At 72.3% G+C, this 17,515-nt stretch carries 17 protein-coding genes, 3 tRNA genes and 2 pseudogenes; 17 read left to right on the top strand and 5 right to left on the bottom strand.

Going from position 1 to position 17,515, the window contains the following annotated elements; genetic code table 11:
- The coding region (gene upp / locus AC3ET4_RS27885) for a uracil phosphoribosyltransferase (RefSeq protein WP_431954217.1) at nucleotides 1-633 on the bottom strand (633 nt) is incomplete at its 3' end.
- Between the two features lie 148 nt (nucleotides 634-781).
- Between upp and AC3ET4_RS27880 the strand changes: the two genes are divergently transcribed.
- From AC3ET4_RS27880 to AC3ET4_RS27845, 8 genes are all read left to right on the top strand, one after another.
- Nucleotides 782-1,021, top strand: coding sequence for a hypothetical protein (locus tag AC3ET4_RS27880; RefSeq protein ID WP_431954215.1), 240 nt, complete (start codon nucleotides 782-784; stop codon nucleotides 1,019-1,021).
- Between the two features lie 219 nt (nucleotides 1,022-1,240).
- The gene (locus AC3ET4_RS27875) at nucleotides 1,241-1,783 is read left to right on the top strand and encodes a tRNA adenosine deaminase-associated protein (protein ID WP_431954213.1); all 543 of its coding nucleotides are present in this window, start codon (nucleotides 1,241-1,243) and stop codon (nucleotides 1,781-1,783) included.
- A 38-nt stretch (nucleotides 1,784-1,821) separates the two neighbouring features.
- Nucleotides 1,822-2,277 carry a tRNA adenosine(34) deaminase TadA gene (tadA, locus tag AC3ET4_RS27870; protein ID WP_431954211.1) on the top strand — a complete coding sequence of 152 codons (456 nt, stop codon included), beginning with the start codon at nucleotides 1,822-1,824 and terminating at the stop codon, nucleotides 2,275-2,277.
- Between the two features lie 10 nt (nucleotides 2,278-2,287).
- Nucleotides 2,288-2,374, top strand: a tRNA-Ser gene (locus tag AC3ET4_RS27865).
- Between the two features lie 178 nt (nucleotides 2,375-2,552).
- Nucleotides 2,553-2,717 (top strand): hypothetical protein, encoded by a 165-nt coding sequence (locus tag AC3ET4_RS27860; protein WP_431954209.1) that lies wholly within the window; start codon nucleotides 2,553-2,555, stop codon nucleotides 2,715-2,717.
- Nucleotides 2,718-2,747: 30 nt separating this feature from the next.
- Nucleotides 2,748-3,044 (top strand): Dabb family protein, encoded by a 297-nt coding sequence (locus AC3ET4_RS27855; RefSeq protein ID WP_431954207.1) that lies wholly within the window; start codon nucleotides 2,748-2,750, stop codon nucleotides 3,042-3,044.
- 160 nt (nucleotides 3,045-3,204) lie between these two features.
- Entirely contained in the window at nucleotides 3,205-4,071 is an 867-nt protein-coding gene (locus AC3ET4_RS27850; RefSeq protein WP_431954205.1) for an RNA polymerase sigma factor SigF, read from the top strand.
- A 169-nt stretch (nucleotides 4,072-4,240) separates the two neighbouring features.
- Nucleotides 4,241-5,143 carry an RNA polymerase sigma factor SigF gene (locus tag AC3ET4_RS27845; RefSeq protein WP_431954203.1) on the top strand — a complete coding sequence of 301 codons (903 nt, stop codon included), beginning with the start codon at nucleotides 4,241-4,243 and terminating at the stop codon, nucleotides 5,141-5,143.
- Nucleotides 5,144-5,428: 285 nt separating this feature from the next.
- On the opposite strand, the gene AC3ET4_RS27840 is transcribed toward AC3ET4_RS27845, so the two are convergent.
- On the bottom strand, nucleotides 5,429-5,605 hold the full coding sequence (locus AC3ET4_RS27840; protein ID WP_431954201.1) for a hypothetical protein: 177 nt from the start codon (nucleotides 5,603-5,605) through the stop codon (nucleotides 5,429-5,431).
- A 124-nt stretch (nucleotides 5,606-5,729) separates the two neighbouring features.
- Between AC3ET4_RS27840 and AC3ET4_RS27835 the strand changes: the two genes are divergently transcribed.
- From AC3ET4_RS27835 to AC3ET4_RS27810, 6 genes and pseudogenes are all read left to right on the top strand, one after another.
- The gene (locus AC3ET4_RS27835) at nucleotides 5,730-6,665 is read left to right on the top strand and encodes an aldo/keto reductase (RefSeq protein WP_431954199.1); all 936 of its coding nucleotides are present in this window, start codon (nucleotides 5,730-5,732) and stop codon (nucleotides 6,663-6,665) included.
- 145 nt (nucleotides 6,666-6,810) lie between these two features.
- Nucleotides 6,811-7,266, top strand: a complete 456-nt coding sequence (locus AC3ET4_RS27830) for a MarR family winged helix-turn-helix transcriptional regulator (RefSeq protein WP_431954197.1) — start codon at nucleotides 6,811-6,813, stop codon at nucleotides 7,264-7,266.
- 77 nt (nucleotides 7,267-7,343) lie between these two features.
- Nucleotides 7,344-9,767 (top strand): MFS transporter, encoded by a 2,424-nt coding sequence (locus AC3ET4_RS27825; protein ID WP_488175966.1) that lies wholly within the window; start codon nucleotides 7,344-7,346, stop codon nucleotides 9,765-9,767.
- A gap of 179 nt (nucleotides 9,768-9,946) precedes the next feature.
- Nucleotides 9,947-10,779: pseudogene (locus AC3ET4_RS27820) on the top strand (YceI family protein).
- 25 nt (nucleotides 10,780-10,804) lie between these two features.
- A complete protein-coding gene (locus AC3ET4_RS27815; protein WP_431954193.1) occupies nucleotides 10,805-11,275 on the top strand; it encodes a PPOX class F420-dependent oxidoreductase in 471 nt (156 codons plus the stop codon).
- Between the two features lie 179 nt (nucleotides 11,276-11,454).
- A complete protein-coding gene (locus tag AC3ET4_RS27810; protein ID WP_431954191.1) occupies nucleotides 11,455-12,336 on the top strand; it encodes an LLM class F420-dependent oxidoreductase in 882 nt (293 codons plus the stop codon).
- 252 nt (nucleotides 12,337-12,588) lie between these two features.
- On the opposite strand, the gene AC3ET4_RS27805 is transcribed toward AC3ET4_RS27810, so the two are convergent.
- Nucleotides 12,589-12,801, bottom strand: a complete 213-nt coding sequence (locus tag AC3ET4_RS27805; protein ID WP_431954189.1) for an EF-hand domain-containing protein — start codon at nucleotides 12,799-12,801, stop codon at nucleotides 12,589-12,591.
- A gap of 806 nt (nucleotides 12,802-13,607) precedes the next feature.
- Here AC3ET4_RS27805 and AC3ET4_RS27800 point away from each other — a divergent pair.
- Nucleotides 13,608-14,272, top strand: a pseudogene (locus tag AC3ET4_RS27800) (transposase family protein); the annotation flags it as partial.
- A gap of 254 nt (nucleotides 14,273-14,526) precedes the next feature.
- Here AC3ET4_RS27800 and AC3ET4_RS27795 read toward each other — a convergent pair.
- Nucleotides 14,527-14,599: transfer RNA gene (locus tag AC3ET4_RS27795), tRNA-Arg, on the bottom strand.
- A 180-nt stretch (nucleotides 14,600-14,779) separates the two neighbouring features.
- Nucleotides 14,780-14,870, bottom strand: a tRNA-Ser gene (locus AC3ET4_RS27790).
- A 186-nt stretch (nucleotides 14,871-15,056) separates the two neighbouring features.
- Here AC3ET4_RS27790 and AC3ET4_RS27785 point away from each other — a divergent pair.
- Both AC3ET4_RS27785 and AC3ET4_RS27780 read left to right on the top strand, forming a co-directional pair.
- Nucleotides 15,057-15,497, top strand: a complete 441-nt coding sequence (locus tag AC3ET4_RS27785; RefSeq protein WP_431954187.1) for an SSI family serine proteinase inhibitor — start codon at nucleotides 15,057-15,059, stop codon at nucleotides 15,495-15,497.
- Nucleotides 15,498-15,716: 219 nt separating this feature from the next.
- Nucleotides 15,717-17,515: PAS domain-containing protein (locus AC3ET4_RS27780; RefSeq protein WP_431954185.1), on the top strand; the 1,799-nt coding region annotated here is incomplete at its 3' end.

Here is a 17,515-nt window from a genome sequence, read left to right as displayed (position 1 = left end):
GCCGGCCGTGCCGTAGAGGCGGTCGCCCGCGTCGCCGAGGCCGGGGACGATGTAGCCCTGCTCGTTGAGGTGGTCGTCGACCGCCGCGGTCACCACGGTGACCGGCTTGCCCGCCAGCGCGCGCTCCATCGCCTCGACGCCCTCCGGGGAGGCGAGCAGCACCACGGCCGTCACGTCGTCGGCGCCCCGCTCGATCAGCAGGTCGATCGCCGCGATCAGTGTGCCGCCGGTGGCCAGCATCGGGTCCAGGACGTACACCTGCCGCCCGGACAGGTCGTCCGGCATGCGCGTGGCGTAGGTCTTGGCCTCCAGGGTCTCCTCGTCGCGGATCATGCCGAGGAAGCCGACCTCCGCGGTCGGCAGCAGGCGCACCAGGCCCTCCAGCATCCCGAGGCCGGCCCGCAGGATCGGCACGACCAGCGGACGCGGGTGGGACAGGCGCACACCCGTGGTGTCCGCGACGGGCGTGCTGATGTCCACCTGCTCGGTGCGCACGTCACGGGTCGCCTCGTAGGCGAGCAGGGTGACTAGCTCGTCGGCCAGCCGACGGAAGGTCGGCGAGTCGGTGCGCTCGTCGCGCAGGGTGGTGAGTTTGTGGGCCACCAGGGGGTGGTCGACGACGTGGATCCGCATGTCCACGACTCTAGCCTTCGGCCCGCCGCCCCGGGCCGTCCGGCCGGTGCGACCGGTCAGGCTTCGAACCACCCGGGAGGGGGAATGCGTGCCCGTACGCCCGGGTCCGCCCCGGCTGGGCGTACGGACCTTCGGGGGGTGGTGCCCCATGGCGGAGCGCGGCGGCGACGGCGCGAACGGCGCAGACGGAGCAGACGGAACCGGCGGCGGGGACGGCGCGGGCGACGCCCGTGCGCGGGCGGAGCAGGACGCCGACCGCGGACTGCGGCGCGCGGTGTTCCTGCGCGAGCTGGACGAGGCCAGGAAACTTCGCGACCGCGTCCAGCCGCGCCGGGCACGCGCGGAACGCGCGCGCCGGCAGCTGCGGATGCGGACGTTCCGCTGGTAGTCCCCTGGTCGGCACAACGCCCCGCCCGGCGGGCGCCCGCGGGGTCCGCGCAGGCCGCGCGCGGAAAAAAGCCGGAAGGCCTGGCACGCGGCACGCGCGGAAGACCCTTCGCAAAGCCGAGGTTTCTGCCACGATGCCGAGTGTGGGCGGGACCTGCGCCGGATCATCCGGCTCCCCGCCCGTAAGTCCGGACGGCCTGAGACCTGTGGGAGAGTCACGGTGTACTTCGCCGCACTGCTCGCGCGCACCGAGGACGGTTGGGAAGCGCGCGAGACCGATCTCGACGATGTGGAAACCCTCGGCGACCTGACCGACTTGGCCCGGGCGGCTTCAGCCGGGGAGGATACGGTCCTGGTCTTCATCGAACAGGAGGACGCCTGGTTCGGCGTCGTCCGCGTCGACGGTGAGGAGGACCCGCGGATCTACGTCTCCGACGCCGCCGCGGCGGCACGGAGCTCGTACGGGGAGATCCTGCTCACCGACGAGCTGCTGGGCCGGGACCCGGAGGACCTGGACGACATCGTCGACCTCGACGGCACCGAGGAGGGTGATCCCGACGACCTCGACGACGACGTGGTGCCCGGCCCCACGGAGGTGCAGGTGCCCGTGGGCCCGCTCGGGGACTGCGAGCTCCTCGCGGACCTCGGCATGAGCGACAAGGAGCTGCTGGCCCTCAGCGGCGACGGCGCGCTGACCGGGGAGGCCCTCGGGGAGATCGCCGACTCGCTGGGCTGCGCCGACGTGCTGGAGGCGGTCCGCTGACCGGGACGGACCCGCTGCGCGACCCGTGGCTCCCCGCGATGCGGCTCGCCCTCGAGGAGGCCCGGCTCGCCCCCCGCACCGGCGACGTGCCGGTGGGCGCGGTCGTGCTGTCCCCGCAGGGCACGGTCATCGGCCGGGGCCGCAACGAACGCGAGGCGGTCGGCGACCCGACCGCCCACGCGGAGGTGCTCGCCGTGCGCGCGGCCGCGAAGGCGCTCGGGGAGTGGCGGCTGACCGGCTGCACGCTGGTGGTCACGCTGGAGCCCTGCACGATGTGCGCGGGGGCCGTCGTCGCCTCCCGCCTCGACCGCGTCGTCTACGGCGCGGTCGACGAGAAGGCCGGTGCGGCGGGCTCCCTGTGGGACCTCGTCCGCGACCGCCGGCTCAACCACCGCCCGGAAGTGATCCACGGGGTGCTCGCCGACGAGTGCGGTGAGCTGATCACCCGCTTCTTCCGGTCAAAGGATTTCGGAGCACCCCCGGACGTCCGCTAAGCTCTCTCTCGGTAGCGTGTCCGAGCGGCCTAAGGAGCACGCCTCGAAAGCGTGTGAGGGGGCAACTCCTCCGTGGGTTCAAATCCCACCGCTACCGCTGCGCACGACAAAGCCGAAGCGCCCGGTTCTCACCGACCGGGCGCTTCGGCTTTTCCGGCCTTTCGGGAGCGCTGTGGCGAGCGTCACACACGGGTCGGCGCAGTGCCGGCGAAGAGCCTCAAGGAGGGCTTGCCCGACCCGGTCTGACGGGGCCATCCGGTGGATACACTCCAGCCATGGCGCAGGCGAAGAAGATCACCACGTACGTCATCGTGGCTTTCGTGCTCTACACGATCGTGACGTCGCCGTCCCGCGCAGCCGATCTCGTGCAGATAGGCTTCCAGGGCATATCGGACGCCGCAAAGGGCGTCGGGGAGTTCATGACCGCGCTGGTCAACTGACCGGCCGAAGCCGGCGAGGAGCACAGCACCGTGATACGCCACCTGGTCCTTTTCAGGCTCGACGAGGGCGTCGAGCGCGACGACCCCCGGGTCGCGGCGGGCGTCGAGGCCTTCGAGCGTCTCGGCGAGCAGATCCCGGAGCTGGCCTCCTGGGAACTGGGCTGGAACATCTCGGAGCGTCCGATCGCCTACGACTTCGCCATCAACTCCTCGGTCGCGGACGCCGAGGCGCTCACGGCGTACCTGGAGCACCCCGCACACCAGGCTGGGGTGGCACTGTGGCGCGAGTTCTCCACCTGGGTGGTCGCCGACTACGTGTTCGAGTGATCTCTCGCGGCGGCCCTCCGGGCCCGCTGCCGCCCCACAGCCCTTCGCCCGCCGGGCGGAGGGCTTTTTGTCTGAGGGCCGCGCCTCGCTTGCACACAGTCCACATGAATTGTGATGCTATGACCGCTTTTGCCGGATGAGTGGACCGATGAGGAGTGGCATGTCCGTGTCGGCCCGACCCGCGCCACCATCGACCTCCACAGACGGCAGCGGGACCGGTACGGCGACGGGCGGCGGCAACCGCGAGAGAAGCACCAACAGCAACGCGGTGGAGGCGCGGGCACTGACGCAGGTGCTGTTCGAGCAGTTGTCGGGGCTGGAGCCGGGCACCCCGGAGCACACCCGGGTCCGGGCCGCCCTCATCGAGGTCAACCTGCCGCTGGTGCGCTACGCGGCCGCCCGCTTCCGCAGCCGCAACGAGCCGATGGAGGACGTCGTCCAGGTCGGCACGATCGGGCTGATCAACGCCATCGACCGCTTCGATCCGGAACGCGGGGTGCAGTTCCCGACGTTCGCGATGCCGACCGTCGTGGGGGAGATCAAACGTTACTTCAGGGACAACGTCCGCACCGTCCACGTCCCGCGCCGGCTGCACGAGCTGTGGGTCCAGGTCAGCGGCGCCATCGAGGACCTGACGGTGGCCCATGGGCGCACCCCCACCACGCCGGAGATCGCCGACCGGCTGAAGCTCTCCGAGGACGAGGTGCTGGCCTGCCTCGAGGCCGGCCGGGCCTACCACGCCACATCCCTGGAGGCGGCGCAGGAGGGCGGCGACGGTGCGCCCGGGCTGCTGGACCGGCTCGGCTACGAGGACCCGGCCCTGACCGGCGTGGAGCACCGGGACCTGGTGCGGCACCTGCTGGTCCAGCTGCCCGAGCGGGAGCGGCGGATCCTGCTGCTCCGCTACTTCGGGAATCTGACGCAATCGCAGATCAGTGCGGAACTCGGGGTTTCGCAGATGCATGTGTCGCGACTGCTCTCGCGCAGCTTCGCCCGACTCCGATCCGCAAACCAGCTCGAATCGTAACCCTTGCGGAGTACCCACCCCCTGAGAAATAAGTCGACATGGCGCTACAGCGCGTTGCCGACATGTGACATTCTGCGGGAACCGCGTTTGTCGTGGTCCGGCCTCCGGTATTCCAGTGGAGGAACGAACCGTCGCCCGCGACACCCGTCCGCGACCTCAAGGGGGTGGCATGTCCGTAGAAGTGGGCAGTCCGAAGGTGCTGAACACCGACGCGCCGCACGATGCTCCTGACGGCAAGGCCATCGACACCGTCGGCACCGCCGTCGACAGCGCCGCCGTCGACAGCACGATCGAGGCCATCGACACGAGCGTCGACACCCGCACGCTCTCCCGCTCGCTGTTCCTGCGGCTCGCCGAGCTGCCGGACGACAGCCCGGAGCGCGCGTATGTGCGGGACACTCTCATCGAGCTCAACCTGCCGCTCGTGCGCTACGCCGCGGCCCGCTTCCGCAGCCGCAACGAGCCGATGGAGGACATCGTCCAGGTCGGCACGATCGGGCTGATCAAGGCGATCGACCGCTTCGACTGCAACCGCGGCGTGGAGTTCCCCACCTTCGCGATGCCGACCATCGTCGGCGAGGTGAAGCGCTTCTTCCGCGACACCTCGTGGTCGGTGCGGGTGCCGCGACGGCTGCAGGAGCTGCGACTGGCGCTGACCAAGACCAGTGACGAGCTCGCCCAGCGGCTGGACCGCTCGCCCACCGTCTCCGAACTCGCGGCGGCGCTCGGCGTCTCCGAGGAGGACGTGGTCGACGGCCTCGCGGTCGGGAACGCGTACACCGCCAGCTCGCTGGACTCCCCGCCCCCGGAGGACGACGGCGGCGAGGGCTCGCTGGCCGACCGGCTGGGCTACGAGGACACCGCGCTGGAGGGCGTGGAGTACCGCGAGTCGCTCAAGCCGCTGCTGGCCCAGCTGCCCGCGCGGGAGCGGCAAATCATCATGCTCCGCTTCTTCGCCAACATGACGCAGTCGCAGATCGGCGAGGAGGTCGGCATCTCCCAGATGCACGTCTCCCGGCTGCTGACCCGGACCCTGGCCCAGCTGCGCGAGGGTCTGACGGCCGAGCAGTAGGCACGGGGTCCGGCCCCGGCCGGACCGGACGGTTCTTCCTGGTCGTTCGTCAGTTCACGGGCCTGACGGTGCGTTCACCGGCCGCCGGGGCGCGCCTTCGCCGCCGCCTCGGCGGCCGTCGGCTTTCCGCTTCCCGGGCCCGCCTCGGGCCGGTACGCGCTGACCGCCGTGAGGTCCGGACCTGTGTAGCCGGACCACCGAGGCCGACCGCCGAGGACGGGTGCGCGGCGGCCGCCGCGGACCGGCGACAGCCGGCGCCCGGTGTCGATGGACGGGGCGCGCCGGTCAGGCGACCGCGAACCAGACCACGGCGGCGATCACGACGACGGCCGCGATGACGCCGACGATCAGGCCGGTCTTGTTGCCGCCCGCGGCCTGGGCCTGGGCGGGCTCCTCGTCGACGAAGGCGCGGAACATCTGGGTGCTGCCGGCCGGGTCGTAGTTGTTGTCAGGGGTAGTCATGGTGCAGGACCCTAGCGAAGTCAGGTCGCGCGGGTCACCCCCAGCCCGTCCCCCGGATGCGGTCCGCCCCGTAAAAGGTGAGCAAACAGGGAATACCCCCCGTCTGGCCCGTGTCCAAGACCGCATGGCACTCATCGGAAACTCTACTCTCGACGTATTCCCGCTCTGCCTCGGCGGCAATGTCTTCGGCTGGACCGCGGACGAGGCGACCTCCTTCGACGTGCTCGACGCCTATAGGGAGGCCGGCGGCAACTTCGTCGACACCGCGGACGTGTACTCGGCCTGGGTACCCGGCCACACCGGGGGCGAGTCCGAGACCGTGATCGGTTCCTGGCTCGCCAAGCGCGGCCGCCGCGACGACATCGTCATCGCGACCAAGGTCGGCTCGCACCCCGCGTTCAAGGGCCTGAAGGCAGCGACGATCAAGGCCGCCGCGGAGGAGTCGCTGCGCCGGCTGGGCACCGACCGGATCGACCTCTACTACACGCACTTCGACGACCTCGAGACCCCGGTCGAGGAGATCGTCACCGCCCTGGACGAGCTGGTGCGCGAGGGCAAGGTCCGCCACGTCGCGGCCTCCAACATCAGCCCCGAGCGGCTGGCGGCCTCCCTGGAGTTCGCCGAGCGCGAGGGGCTGGCGGCGTACGTGGCGCTGCAGCAGCACTACAACCTGGTGGAGCGGGAGCAGTACGAGGGCCCGCTGCGCGAGGTCGTCCAGGCGCACGGCCTCGCCTCCGTGCCGTACTTCGGCCTGGCACGGGGCTTCCTCACCGGCAAGTACCGGCCCGGCGTCGCGGTGGACAGCGCCCGGGCGGAGGGCGCGAGGGTCTACCTGGAGTCCGAGCGCGGACCGCGGGTCCTGGCCGCCCTGGACGAGGTCGCCGGAGCGCACGGCGTCGAGCCGGCGAGCGTCGCGCTGGCCTGGCTGCGGTCCCGGCCGACCGTCGCCGCACCGATCGCCAGCGCCCGCACGCCGCAGCAGCTGTCCGCGCTGCTGGCCTCCGTGACCCTGGAACTCACCGCGGCGGAGCTCGAGCTGCTGACGGCCGCGTCTGCCTGAGCTGCGACTCTCCCCGGCGACCCGCCTCCCTTGACCGGAGGCGGGTCGTTCCTTGTGCAGGTTTTTACCCTAATAACTTGCCTGCAACAACCAAACATTTTTATGGTTGCTTGAGGCAACCAACAAGCTCGGAAAGCGAGGCGCCATGGCGACGCAGGAGGAGTTCGCGGAGCTCGCGAGCCGGCTGCGCGTGATCCCGGTGGTCATCCGGGAACTCAGCCGCGCCTGCCCGCCGCAGTGCCCGCCGGCATCCCTCGGCGTGCTCTCGGTGATCAGCCGCCTCGGCGAGCTGCGGATGAGCCGGCTGGCCGAGCTGCTGGAGGTCGACATGTCCGTCACCAGCAGGCATGTGGCCCACCTCGCCGAGCTCGGCTGGATCGACCGGCTGCCCGACCCCTACGACAAGCGGTCGCGGCTGCTGCGCCTGACCCCCGGCGGCGCGGACATGCTGCGCGCCGCACAGGTACGGGTCGCCGAGGCGCTGGCCCACCGGCTGAGGGACTGGCCGGACGAGGACGTCGCCGAGTTCTCCCGGCTGATGGACCGGCTGCGCAGCGACTTCGCCGCCGACTGCGGCCCCCGTACACCTTCCACGACATGAAGAGGACGACCATGGCAACAACCGCACCACCCACCGGTGTGCGGGGGAGCGATGCCCACACAGGACACGCGGCCCCCATGTCGCACCGGCAGATCATGGAGGCCCTCACCGGGCTGATCCTCGGCCTGTTCGTGGCGATCCTGTCGTCCACGATCGTCTCCAACGCCCTGCCGAGGATCATCACCGATCTGCACGGCGGGCAGAGCGCCTACACCTGGGTCGTGACCGCCGCCCTGCTCACCACCACCGCCACGACCCCGGTGTGGGGCAAGCTCTCCGACCTGTTCAGCAAGAAGCTGCTGGTCCAGCTGGCTCTGGTGATCTACGTGGTGGGCTCGCTGGTCGCCGGCCTGTCGCAGAACGCCGGGATGCTCATCGTCTGCCGCATCGTCCAGGGCGTCGGCGCCGGCGGTCTCAGCGCGCTGACCCAGGTCATCATGGCCGCGATGATCTCCCCGCGCGAGCGGGGCCGCTACAGCGGCTACCTCGGCGCGGCCTTCGCCCTCGGCACCGTCGGCGGCCCCCTGCTCGGCGGCGTCATCGTCGACACCGACTGGCTCGGCTGGCGCTGGTGCTTCTACGTCGGCGTGCCCTTCGCGATCATCGCCCTGATCGTGCTGCAGAAGACCCTGCACCTGCCGGTCGTCAAGCGCCAGGTCAAGGTCGACTGGGCGGGTGCCTTCTTCGTCACCGCCGCCGTCAGCCTGCTGCTGGTCTGGGTCACCTTCGCCGGCGACAAGTACGCCTGGCTCTCCTGGCAGACCTACGTCATGACCGCGGGCGCGCTGCTGCTCGTCCTGCTCTTCGTCCTGGTCGAGTCCCGGGCGAGCGAGCCGATCATGCCGCTGCGGCTGTTCCGCAACAAGACCATCAGCCTGACCTCGGCCGCCTCGATGTTCGTCGGCACCGGGATGTTCGCCGGCACGGTCTTCCTCAGCCAGTACTTCCAGCTGGCGCGCGGCGAGACGCCGACGTCGTCCGGCGTCATGACCATCCCGATGATCGGCGGGCTGTTCCTCGCCTCCACCGTCTCCGGCCAGGTCATCACCCGCACCGGCCGCTGGAAGGCGTTCCTGGTCTCCGGCGGCGTGCTGCTCACCGGCGGCCTCGCCACGCTGGGCTCGATGCGCTCCGACACCCCGTACTGGCACCTGGCGATCTACATGGCGCTGCTGGGCCTCGGCGTCGGCATGACGCTGCAGAACCTGGTGCTCGCGGTGCAGAACCAGGTCGGCGCCGCCGACCTCGGCGCCGCCAGCTCCGTCGTCACCTTCTTCCGCACCCTCGGTGGCGCGATCGGCGTCTCCGCGCTCGGCGCGGTGCTCGGCAACCGCGTGACGCACTACGTCAGCGACGGTCTGACCGTCCTGGGCCTGACGTCCACCGGTGAGTCCGACGGCTCCATCCCGGACCTGGGCACTCTGCCCGCGCCGATCCGGCACGTCGTGGAGCAGGCATACGGCCACGGCGCCGGCGACGTCTTCCTGGCCGCCGCCCCGGTGGCGTTCGTCGCGCTGCTGCTGGTGCTCTTCATCAAGGAAGTGCCGCTGAGGACCGCGAGCGGCCTGCAGCAGGCGGCCGGTGTCCCCGGCAACGCCTCGCAGCCCCCGCAGCAGGCGGTCATACCGGCCCAGGCGGGCCCCGCGGACGAAACCGCCGCCGAGACCGCCACGACCGCCGAGGCGGTCGCCACCGCCGCGCAGGCGGTTCCCCTGCCCGCCGCGGGCCCCGCGCTCCGCGGTCAGGTGCGCGACGTGGACGGCGCGGGCGTCGAGCGGGCCACGCTCACCCTGATATCCCTCACCGGCCGGCAGCTCGGCCGCGCCTCCACCGGCGCGGACGGCGGCTACGAGCTGCCCGCGCCCGGCGCCGGCTCGTACGTGCTCATCGCCGCCGCCGACGGGCACCAGCCGCAGGCGTCCACCGTGGTGGTCGGCGCGGAGCCCGTCCCGTACGACGTCGTCCTGGCCGGCACCAGCGGCCTCACCGGCACGGTGGTCGCCGAGGCCACCGGCATCCCCGTCGCGGAGGCCATGGTCGTGGTGACCGACGTCCGCGGTGAGGTCCTGGCCACCGCCGGCACCGGCGCCGACGGCGCCTTCGGCTTCGCGGACCTGCCGGCCGGCGACTTCACCCTGGCCGTCAACGCCAACGGCTACCGGCCTGCCGCGCTGCCGGTCGAGGTCGCGGGCAACGGCCCCACCCACGTCGAGGTCCCGCTCCGCCCGGGAGCGCGGCTGCACGGCACCGTGCTCGGCGGGATGGCGCGGACGCCGCTGACGGAGGCCCGAGTCACCCTGATCGACGCCGCCGGGAACGTGGTGGCGACCGCCACCACGGGTGCCGACGGGGCGTACGCCTTCGGCGACCTCGACGCCGGCGAGTACTCGCTGGTCGCCAGCGGCTATCCGCCGGTGGCCACCCAGGTGACCGTCGGCAACGGCGCCGCGGCCGGCCACGAGAGCGGCTTCGACGTCGAGCTGCACCACCCCGAGGGGTGAGCCGGCGGCCGGTCCCCGCGCCCCGAGGAGGCGGGGGCCGGCAGCCGGGAGAAGGCGGATCCGCTCCGGACGCCGGGGCTGGGGACGGCCGGGGCCGTCCGGACCGGACCGACCGACCGGCCTACCGGGGTCGGCGCGAACGCGAACGCACCGCAGGCGAGCGAGGGACAGCGAGGGACATGGACACGACGGCAGGAGCAGGGCTGCGCGGGCGGATCCGGACGAAGGACGGCTGGGCGGTGCCGCACGCCGTGGTCACCGTCACCGACATGACCGGGCAGCAGATCGCGCGGGAGCCCGCGGACACCGAGGGCGCCGTGCGCACCGCGACGCTGCCCCCGGGGCGTACACCGTGATCGTGACCGCCGTGGGATACCGCCCGGCCGCCGCGACGGCGCTGGTGACCGCCTCCGGTTCGGCGGACCTGGGCACCCTGCTGCTGGCCCGCGCGGGCGGCCTCGAACTGCCGCCGCCCGGGCCGTGGACGATCGACCCGGCGCACTCCGAGGTCGGCGCGGTCGCCCAGCACCTGGGCCTGTCCAGCGTGCACGGCCGCTTCACGAGCTTCGCCGGCCGGATCGACGTCGCGCGGCAGCCCCTGGCCTCGTCCGTCGAGGCGGTGATCGACGCCGCCTCGATCGACACGGGCAACGGCACCCGCGACGAGCACCTGCGCTCCGCCGACTTCCTCGACGTCGCGGAGCACCCGACCGTCACCTACCGCAGCACCGCACTGGAGCAGGCCGCCGGCGACCGGTGGACCGTGCACGGGGAACTGACGATGCGCGGCGTCACCCGTCCCGTCGACCTGGACCTGGCCTACCTGGGCACCGGGCCGGACCCCTGGGGCGGCGTGCGCGCCGCCTTCCGCGCGACGGCCGAACTGCGCCGCGAAGAGTTCGCGATGAACTGGAACCAGGTCGTCCGGGCCGGCATCGCCACCATGGGGACGACCCTGAGGATCACCCTCGACATCCAGGCCGCCCAGGGGGAGGCCCTCCCCACCGGGTAGCCGCGGGGCGCATAGGCTGCCGTCCATGGCTGCCAACATCGCGACCAACACCAGCGTCCACCTCGACCAGCTGCTGGAATTCGTACGACCGCGCCACCGCGCCCTGCTGCTGACCACCCGCGCCGACGGCCGCCCCCAGGGCTCCCCCGTCACCTGCGGGGTCGACGACGCGGGGCGCCTGGTCGTCTCGACCTACCCCGAGCGGGCCAAGGTCCGCAACGCCCGCCGTGATCCGAGGGCCTCGCTGATCGTCCTGTCCGACGAGTGGGACGGCCCCTGGGTGCAGATCGACGGCACCGCCGAGGTCATCGACTCCCCCGACGCGGTCGAGCCGCTGGTGGAGTACTACCGCAACATCGCGGGCGAGCACCCGGACTGGGACGAGTACCGCGCCGCCATGCTCAGGCAGGGCAAGTCCCTGGTGCGGGTGACCCCCGAGCGCTGGGGCCCGATCGCCACGGGCGGCTTCCCGGCGCGACTGGCCCCGAAGGAGTAGCCGTACCGCGCGAGGAGGGAGCGGCGGCCGCCGGGCAGTCGCTCTTCGCACCGCCCGCCGCGTCGCGGCGGACACCGCTGACGCGCCACCGCGCGGGGAATGCGGGTGCCAAGGATGGGGCTTTGGCACAGGACCGAACCAGTCGTATTTCCACCATACTTCGTGACGGGAGAACACCCATGAGCGACAGCCAGACGCCAGCGATCGGACGCTACGGCCTGTGGAACGCCGGGCTGCAGGACCCTGACCCCGCGCATGCGGCCGAACTCGCCGAGACCGCGGCCGAACTGGAGGAGCTCGGGTACGGGGCACTGTGGATCGGCGGCAGCAGCGGCGTCGAGCACGCGGCCCCGCTGATCGCGGCCACCTCCTCGATCAGCGTCGCCACCGGCATCCTCAACATCTGGCAGTACGGGCCCGAGGACACCGCCGCCCGCCAGGCCGCGCTCGAGGCCGCCCACCCCGGGCGCTTCCTCCTGGGCCTGGGCGTCAGCCACGCGCGTTTCATCGAGCAGTACCAGCGCCCCTACACCGCGATGACCCACTACCTCGACGCGCTGGACGCCGCCGGGTCGCCGGCCGGGAACCGGGTGCTGGCCGCGCTCGGCCCGAAGATGCTGGAACTCTCGCGGGACCGCTCCGCGGGCGCGCATCCGTATCTGGTCACCGTCGAGCACACCGCACAGGCACGCGCCACGCTGGGCGAGGGACCCCTGCTGGCCCCGGAGTTCACGGTCGTGCTGGAGCGCGATCCGGACCGGGCCCGCGAGACCGCCCGGGAGATGCTGTCGTTCTACCTGCAGTTGTCGAACTACACCGACAACTGGCTGCGTCTGGGCTTCGGCGAGGACGACCTCGCCGGCGGGGGCAGCGACCGCTTGGTCGACGCGCTCTTCGGCTGGGGCGACGAGGAGCGGGTGCGGCAGCGGATCGACGCCTACCTCGACGCGGGCGCCGACCACGTCGCCGTCCAGGTACTGCCCTCGGGTGAGGACCGGTCCGGACTGCCGCGCGAGGAATGGCGCCGGCTGGCCGCGGTGCTCGAGCTCACCGGCCCCTGAGCGTCCGCCCGGGGCGACCGACCGTAGACAGCCGCGGGCGCCAGCGCGACGCCGCCGCGCGAGGCGCCCGACCCACCACGGGGGCCGGGCGCCGGGCAACGCCCGCGCACCGGCCGCCCGTCCGCCGTCACGGCGCCCCGCGGCCCGCGGCCCGCGTCACCCTCCGCTGCCCGCGGCAGTCCGCGGGCAGCCGACGACGTCCCCCACGCGCCCTGCGGCTCCGCTGCGCGGACGAGGGCTTGGAGCCCGTCGTCAGGACTGCTGGGCAGTCCAGAACTCGTCCCACGAGATCTTGCCGTCGCCGTTGCCGTCCACGGCCGCGATGAGGCTCTGCGCCATGCTGGCGGTCACGTTGAAGTCCCCGAGCTGCGCCATCGCGCTCGCGTACTCGCTCGCCGTGATGAGTCCGTCCCCGTCGGCGTCAAACCGCGCGAACGCCTTCTTGGCCGCCTCGATGTCCGCCATCCTGACACCCCTCCTTGTTGTAACCCGGTCCTGACAGCGCACACCCTAGCCGCCGCGATCTCCACGGCAGCGGCCGGGCCGACGTGCGGCGCAGCGGGCCCGGCCTGCCCCGCCCGATGGGCCGACCACCTCCGCGGGCCCGCCGAACACCACCAGCCCCAGCGCCGCAACCCGCCCTCGCCGCACCCCTGGCCCCGAGGACGGCCACTGTGCGGCGCGCCGCCCCGGGGTACCCAACGACAGAGGCCCCCGGGTGATCCCGGGGGCCTCTGATCTGCTGTGCACTCGCCAGGATTCGAACCTGCAACCTTCTGATCCGCAGGCTCAGGCGGGCTGTTGGGCGAGGGCTCCGCCGCCCGCCCGGCTGATCGCCGAGCGTCGTGATCAATAGCCCCTGTGTGCCGTCGTTGCCGTCAGCCCTGAGGGTTGGCGTCGCCTGCCACGACCGTTTTCAAGACCGTTCCCTTCGGCCGCTCGGGCACCCCACCTCGGCCACAGCACACCAGGAGCGGGTCAAGCGTGCTGGCACCGAACGACTCACGGGGGCTGTGGTCCACACCGGGTCCACTGCACCTACGCCGCTCACCGGAATTGCCAAAGGCATATTCACTTCCCCCAAGGCGAACAGGCAGACGCCACACCTCTCACGCGGCTCCGACCTGCCAAAACGGCCCGCAAACCGGGCGTGAAGACCGGCTATCCCCTCGGACCAGTCCTCGATCTGCGCGACCGTCAGCGATTCATCACACAGTCAGCCCAACGACCAACACGGCACTCCGTCACGCCACATGCGGTTGCAGTATTAGGTCTACGGCGGCAACCCGAAACTGCGGTCCACACTGGAAGAGCGCGGGGTCGGCTACGTGCTCGCCGTCGCCTGCTCGGCTGAAGTCACACCGGGGCGGGGAGGTTCCGCGCGGACGCCCTGGCAGCGAAAGTGCCGAAGCGAGCCTGGCAGAGCTTGTCGGCGGGGGCCGCCAAAGGGCACCGCTTCTACGACTGGGCCGTCATCGACCTGGCCGAACCCCGACCCGGCAGCCACCGGCTGCTGATCCGCCGCAACCGCACCACCGGTGAACTCGCCTACTACCGCCGCTGGTCGCCCGCCCCGGTGCCCCTGGCTGCGCTGGTGCGGGTTGCCGGATCAAGATGGCGGGTGGAGGAGACCTTCCAGGCCGGAAAGGGCCTGGCCGGACTGGACGAGCACCAGGTCCGCCGCTTCACCTCGTGGTCCCGCTGGGTGACCGTGGCCATGCTCGCCGTCATCCGCGCCGACGAACACGCCTGCCATCCCGCCCCGAATGGGCTCATCCCGCTCACCTGCAACGAGATCCAGCGACTGTTCACGACGCTCGTCGTCCAACCCGTGCGCGATGCGCCCCACCGGCTCAGCTGGTCCGCCTGGCGACGCCGACATCAGGCCCGAGCCAAGGCCAGCCATTACCGCCGACAAGCCGCGAACCAGACATGAAGATCACGAACTACGGCTGGAGTATCAGCCTCGATCTCCATGGCAGCGGCCGGGCCGACGTGCGCGGCAGCGTGCCTGGCCTGCCCCGCCCGATGGGCCGACCACCTCCGCGGGCCCGCCGAACACCACCAGCCCCGGAGCCGCACCCGCCCTCGCCACACCCCTGGTCCCGGGGACCGGGAAGTGAGCGACGTGCCACCCCGGGGTACCCAACGCCAGAGGCCCCGGATCACTCCGGGGCCTCTGGTCTGCTGTGCACTCGGCAGGATTCGAACCTGCAACCTTCTGATCCGTAGTCAGATGCTCTATCCGTTGAGCTACGAGTGCTTGGCTTCCCGGCTTTTTTCTTGCCGGTCGGCTTTGCGGGAACAACATTACATGACCCGCGCCGTGACGTGAAATCCATTAGCCGCACCCCCTCTGACCTGCGGAAATGCTGGAAGGGTGGCTCAGCAGGGGTCCCGGGAACGGCAGAAGCCCCGGCCGGGGGCCGGGGCTTCTGTGGAGCGGAGGCGGAGGGATTTGAACCCTCGATGGACGGTAAAGCCCAAACCGCATTAGCAGTGCGGCGCCATAGACCGGACTAGGCGACGCCTCCTGGTGTGCCCGCGTGAGCGGGTGTGTGCAGATGATGGCACAGCCCGGTGGGCTGGGACCAATCGCTGACCAGATTACTAGGCCGTGTGCGGCCAGGGCAAAGGCGTTGCGGCGGACGCCGGGGCGGCGCGCCCACGATCGGGTGGGTTGGCGGGCGCGGGTGGCGGCGGTCAGGTAGGGACGGAGCATGCGATTGGCTCGTGTGCCCATGACCGCCGCGCTCGCGCTCGGCCTGCCGCTGACGGTGGCCGTGCCGGCCCTGGCCTGCCCTTCCGGCCCCGGGGGGCCGCCCGACGTGCTGCGGGTGGTCGTGGACGACGGGGCGGGCCACGTGTCGGAGTACGACCTGCGCTGCGCCCCCGTCGGCGGGACCCACCCCGACGCGTCGGAGGCGTGCGCCCGCCTGGAGCGGCTGGACGGTCCGGTGGGGCCCTCGCCCGAGGGCACGATGTGCACGATGATCTACAGCGGCCCGCAGCGGGCGACGGTCCACGGGAACTGGCGAGGCCGGCCCGTGGACGCCCGCTACGACCGCAGCAACGGCTGCGAGACGGCCCGCTGGCGGCGGATGGCCCCGGTGCTCCCGGTGCCCCCGGCGCACGACGGGCCCGCCGGCCGGGGCGTGTGACCGAAGGGGTGACCGACACCACATCCGCACGGCTCGGCCACGAACACTACTCACGCGTACGGGACATGGGTATCCGGAGCCTCACGGCCAACCGCTGCCCGTACACTCGCTCTAGTGACATGCCCCCCGGTCGGCGGCAAGATGGGCCACCACCGGTGGATGCCCCCTTCGCGGGTGGTGGCGCGGCGGCAAGTGCGGTTTTCAGGGAGGACGCGTCTCGTGAGCAGCAGGCCATCCCGAGGCGCTGCTCGCCTCGCGGCAATACTCGACGCGCTCCCCGACGCCCTGCTTCTGGTGAACGCCAACGGGACGGTCGTCAACGCCAATTCCATCGCCCTGGAGACCTTCGAGTCGCCCGGCACCGCCCTCGTGGGACGCGGCCTGCTCGACCTCCTGCCGACGTTCGACGCGCGCCGCATCCCCGGTTCGATGCGCCGCCCCGACGACGACGCGGGCCGCACCAAGCCGACCCGGATGGTCGCCCGGCGGACCGACGGCAGTGAGATCCCGGTCGAGGTCACGAGCGCGAACCTCGACGACGCCCGCACGCCCTTCGCCGAGACCTACAGCTACACCGGCGACGAGTTGCTGATGCTGGTCGTCCGGGACCTCACCGGGACGCTGGACACCGAGGCCGAACTCGCCCGCCAGCAGCGCCAGACCGAGATGATCCTGCGCGCCGCCAGCGAGGGCGTGATCGGCGTCGACACCGATGGCAAGATCGTCTTGGTCAACCCCTCGGCCGCGCAGATCCTGGGCTTCCGGGCCACCGACCTCGGCGGGCAGGAACTGCACCCGCTGGTGCACCACTCCCGGCCGGACGGCAGCCCGCTCCCGGCCGAGGAGACGCCGCTCTCCCAGACGCTGCGCTCCGGGCTGAAGCACCGGGTCCGCGGCCAGGTGCTCTGGCGCAAGGACGGGCGCTCGGTCTCGGTCGACCTGATCACGGCGCCGGTGCGGGAGGGCGACCAGCTGGTCGGCGCGGTGATGACCTTCACCGACCGCACGCGCTTCGACGCGCTCGCCGCGCGCAACGCGCAACTGCAGTCGCTGCTCGGCGACGCCCTGCGCGGGCCGTTGGACGAACTGCGGGCCGAGCTCGCCGGGCTGGCCAACGACCCGGCCGGGCAGCTGTGGCCGGAGGCCAACCAGATCCTGCACCACCTCACCGCGGGCTACGCGCGGATCACCACGCTCATCGACAGCGTCCTGTCCTTCCAGCGGCTCGACCGGGGCGAGGAGAAGCTGCGGCGCGAGACGACCTCGATGGACAAGATCGTGGCGGCGGGCGTCGAGGCGGCCAGCGAGCTGATCGGGCCCGGGCGGGCCCAGTACGCGGTGCACGCGCCGCCGATCGAGGCGACCGTGGACGCCGAGCGGATGGCGCAGGCGCTGTCCCACCTGATCGTGGACGTGGCGGGTGTCGACGCGGTCGGCAACGTTCCCGTCGTGGTCGGCGGCGTCGACTCCACCATCGTCGTGGCGGCGGCGCAGCGCGGTGACTCCGTGCGCATCGAGGTGCGCGGTCCGCACGCGGGCGACAACCCGGTGCACGTGCCGGTCGCGCGCGGCATCGTCGAGAAGCACGGCGGTGTGCTCCAGACCCATGAGGTGCCCGGGCAGGGCAGCGCGTACGTGATGGAGGTGCCCGTCGGCACGGGCGCGGCGAAGACGCCGGCCAAGGAGCCCCGGCGCGAGTCGGAGACGACCGTCATGCCGGTGCCGGCCGAGCCGGTGCGCGGGACGGCGCCCGCCGCCGTACCGCAGGCGCCGTCCCCGGCGGCCTCGGCCGTCCCCGTCCCGCAGCCGCCCCAGCCGCCCACGCCGGTGGAGACCTCCGCGCCGGCCGCCGGCGCCGCGCTCGCGCTGCCGGCGGCGCCCACCGCCGACCCACCGACCGCCACCGGGCGGGGGGGGGGGGGGGGGGGGGGGGGGGGGGGGGGGGGGGGGGGGGGGGGGGGGGGGGGGGGGGGGTGGGGGGGGCGGGGGGGGGGGGGGGGGGGGGGGGGGGGGGGGGG

The organism is Actinacidiphila sp. bgisy167 (assembly GCF_057707665.1).
This window is presented reverse-complemented; position numbering and strand designations above follow the sequence as displayed.

What these genes read in the sequence shown, in the direction of transcription:
- AC3ET4_RS27880 (WP_431954215.1), top strand. Translation starts at nt 782, where the DNA reads ATGGCGGAGCGCGGCGGCGACGGCGCGAACGGCGCAGACGGAGCAGAC.
- tadA (WP_431954211.1), top strand. Translation starts at nt 1,822, where the DNA reads ATGCGGCTCGCCCTCGAGGAGGCCCGGCTCGCCCCCCGCACCGGCGAC.
- AC3ET4_RS27860 (WP_431954209.1), top strand. Translation starts at nt 2,553, where the DNA reads ATGGCGCAGGCGAAGAAGATCACCACGTACGTCATCGTGGCTTTCGTG.
- AC3ET4_RS27850 (WP_431954205.1), top strand. Translation starts at nt 3,205, where the DNA reads ATGTCCGTGTCGGCCCGACCCGCGCCACCATCGACCTCCACAGACGGC.
- AC3ET4_RS27845 (WP_431954203.1), top strand. Translation starts at nt 4,241, where the DNA reads ATGTCCGTAGAAGTGGGCAGTCCGAAGGTGCTGAACACCGACGCGCCG.
- AC3ET4_RS27840 (WP_431954201.1), bottom strand. Translation starts at nt 5,605, where the DNA reads ATGACTACCCCTGACAACAACTACGACCCGGCCGGCAGCACCCAGATG.
- AC3ET4_RS27835 (WP_431954199.1), top strand. Translation starts at nt 5,730, where the DNA reads ATGGCACTCATCGGAAACTCTACTCTCGACGTATTCCCGCTCTGCCTC.
- AC3ET4_RS27830 (WP_431954197.1), top strand. Translation starts at nt 6,811, where the DNA reads ATGGCGACGCAGGAGGAGTTCGCGGAGCTCGCGAGCCGGCTGCGCGTG.
- AC3ET4_RS27825 (WP_488175966.1), top strand. Translation starts at nt 7,344, where the DNA reads ATGTCGCACCGGCAGATCATGGAGGCCCTCACCGGGCTGATCCTCGGC.
- AC3ET4_RS27815 (WP_431954193.1), top strand. Translation starts at nt 10,805, where the DNA reads ATGGCTGCCAACATCGCGACCAACACCAGCGTCCACCTCGACCAGCTG.
- AC3ET4_RS27810 (WP_431954191.1), top strand. Translation starts at nt 11,455, where the DNA reads ATGAGCGACAGCCAGACGCCAGCGATCGGACGCTACGGCCTGTGGAAC.
- AC3ET4_RS27805 (WP_431954189.1), bottom strand. Translation starts at nt 12,801, where the DNA reads ATGGCGGACATCGAGGCGGCCAAGAAGGCGTTCGCGCGGTTTGACGCC.
- AC3ET4_RS27785 (WP_431954187.1), top strand. Translation starts at nt 15,057, where the DNA reads ATGCGATTGGCTCGTGTGCCCATGACCGCCGCGCTCGCGCTCGGCCTG.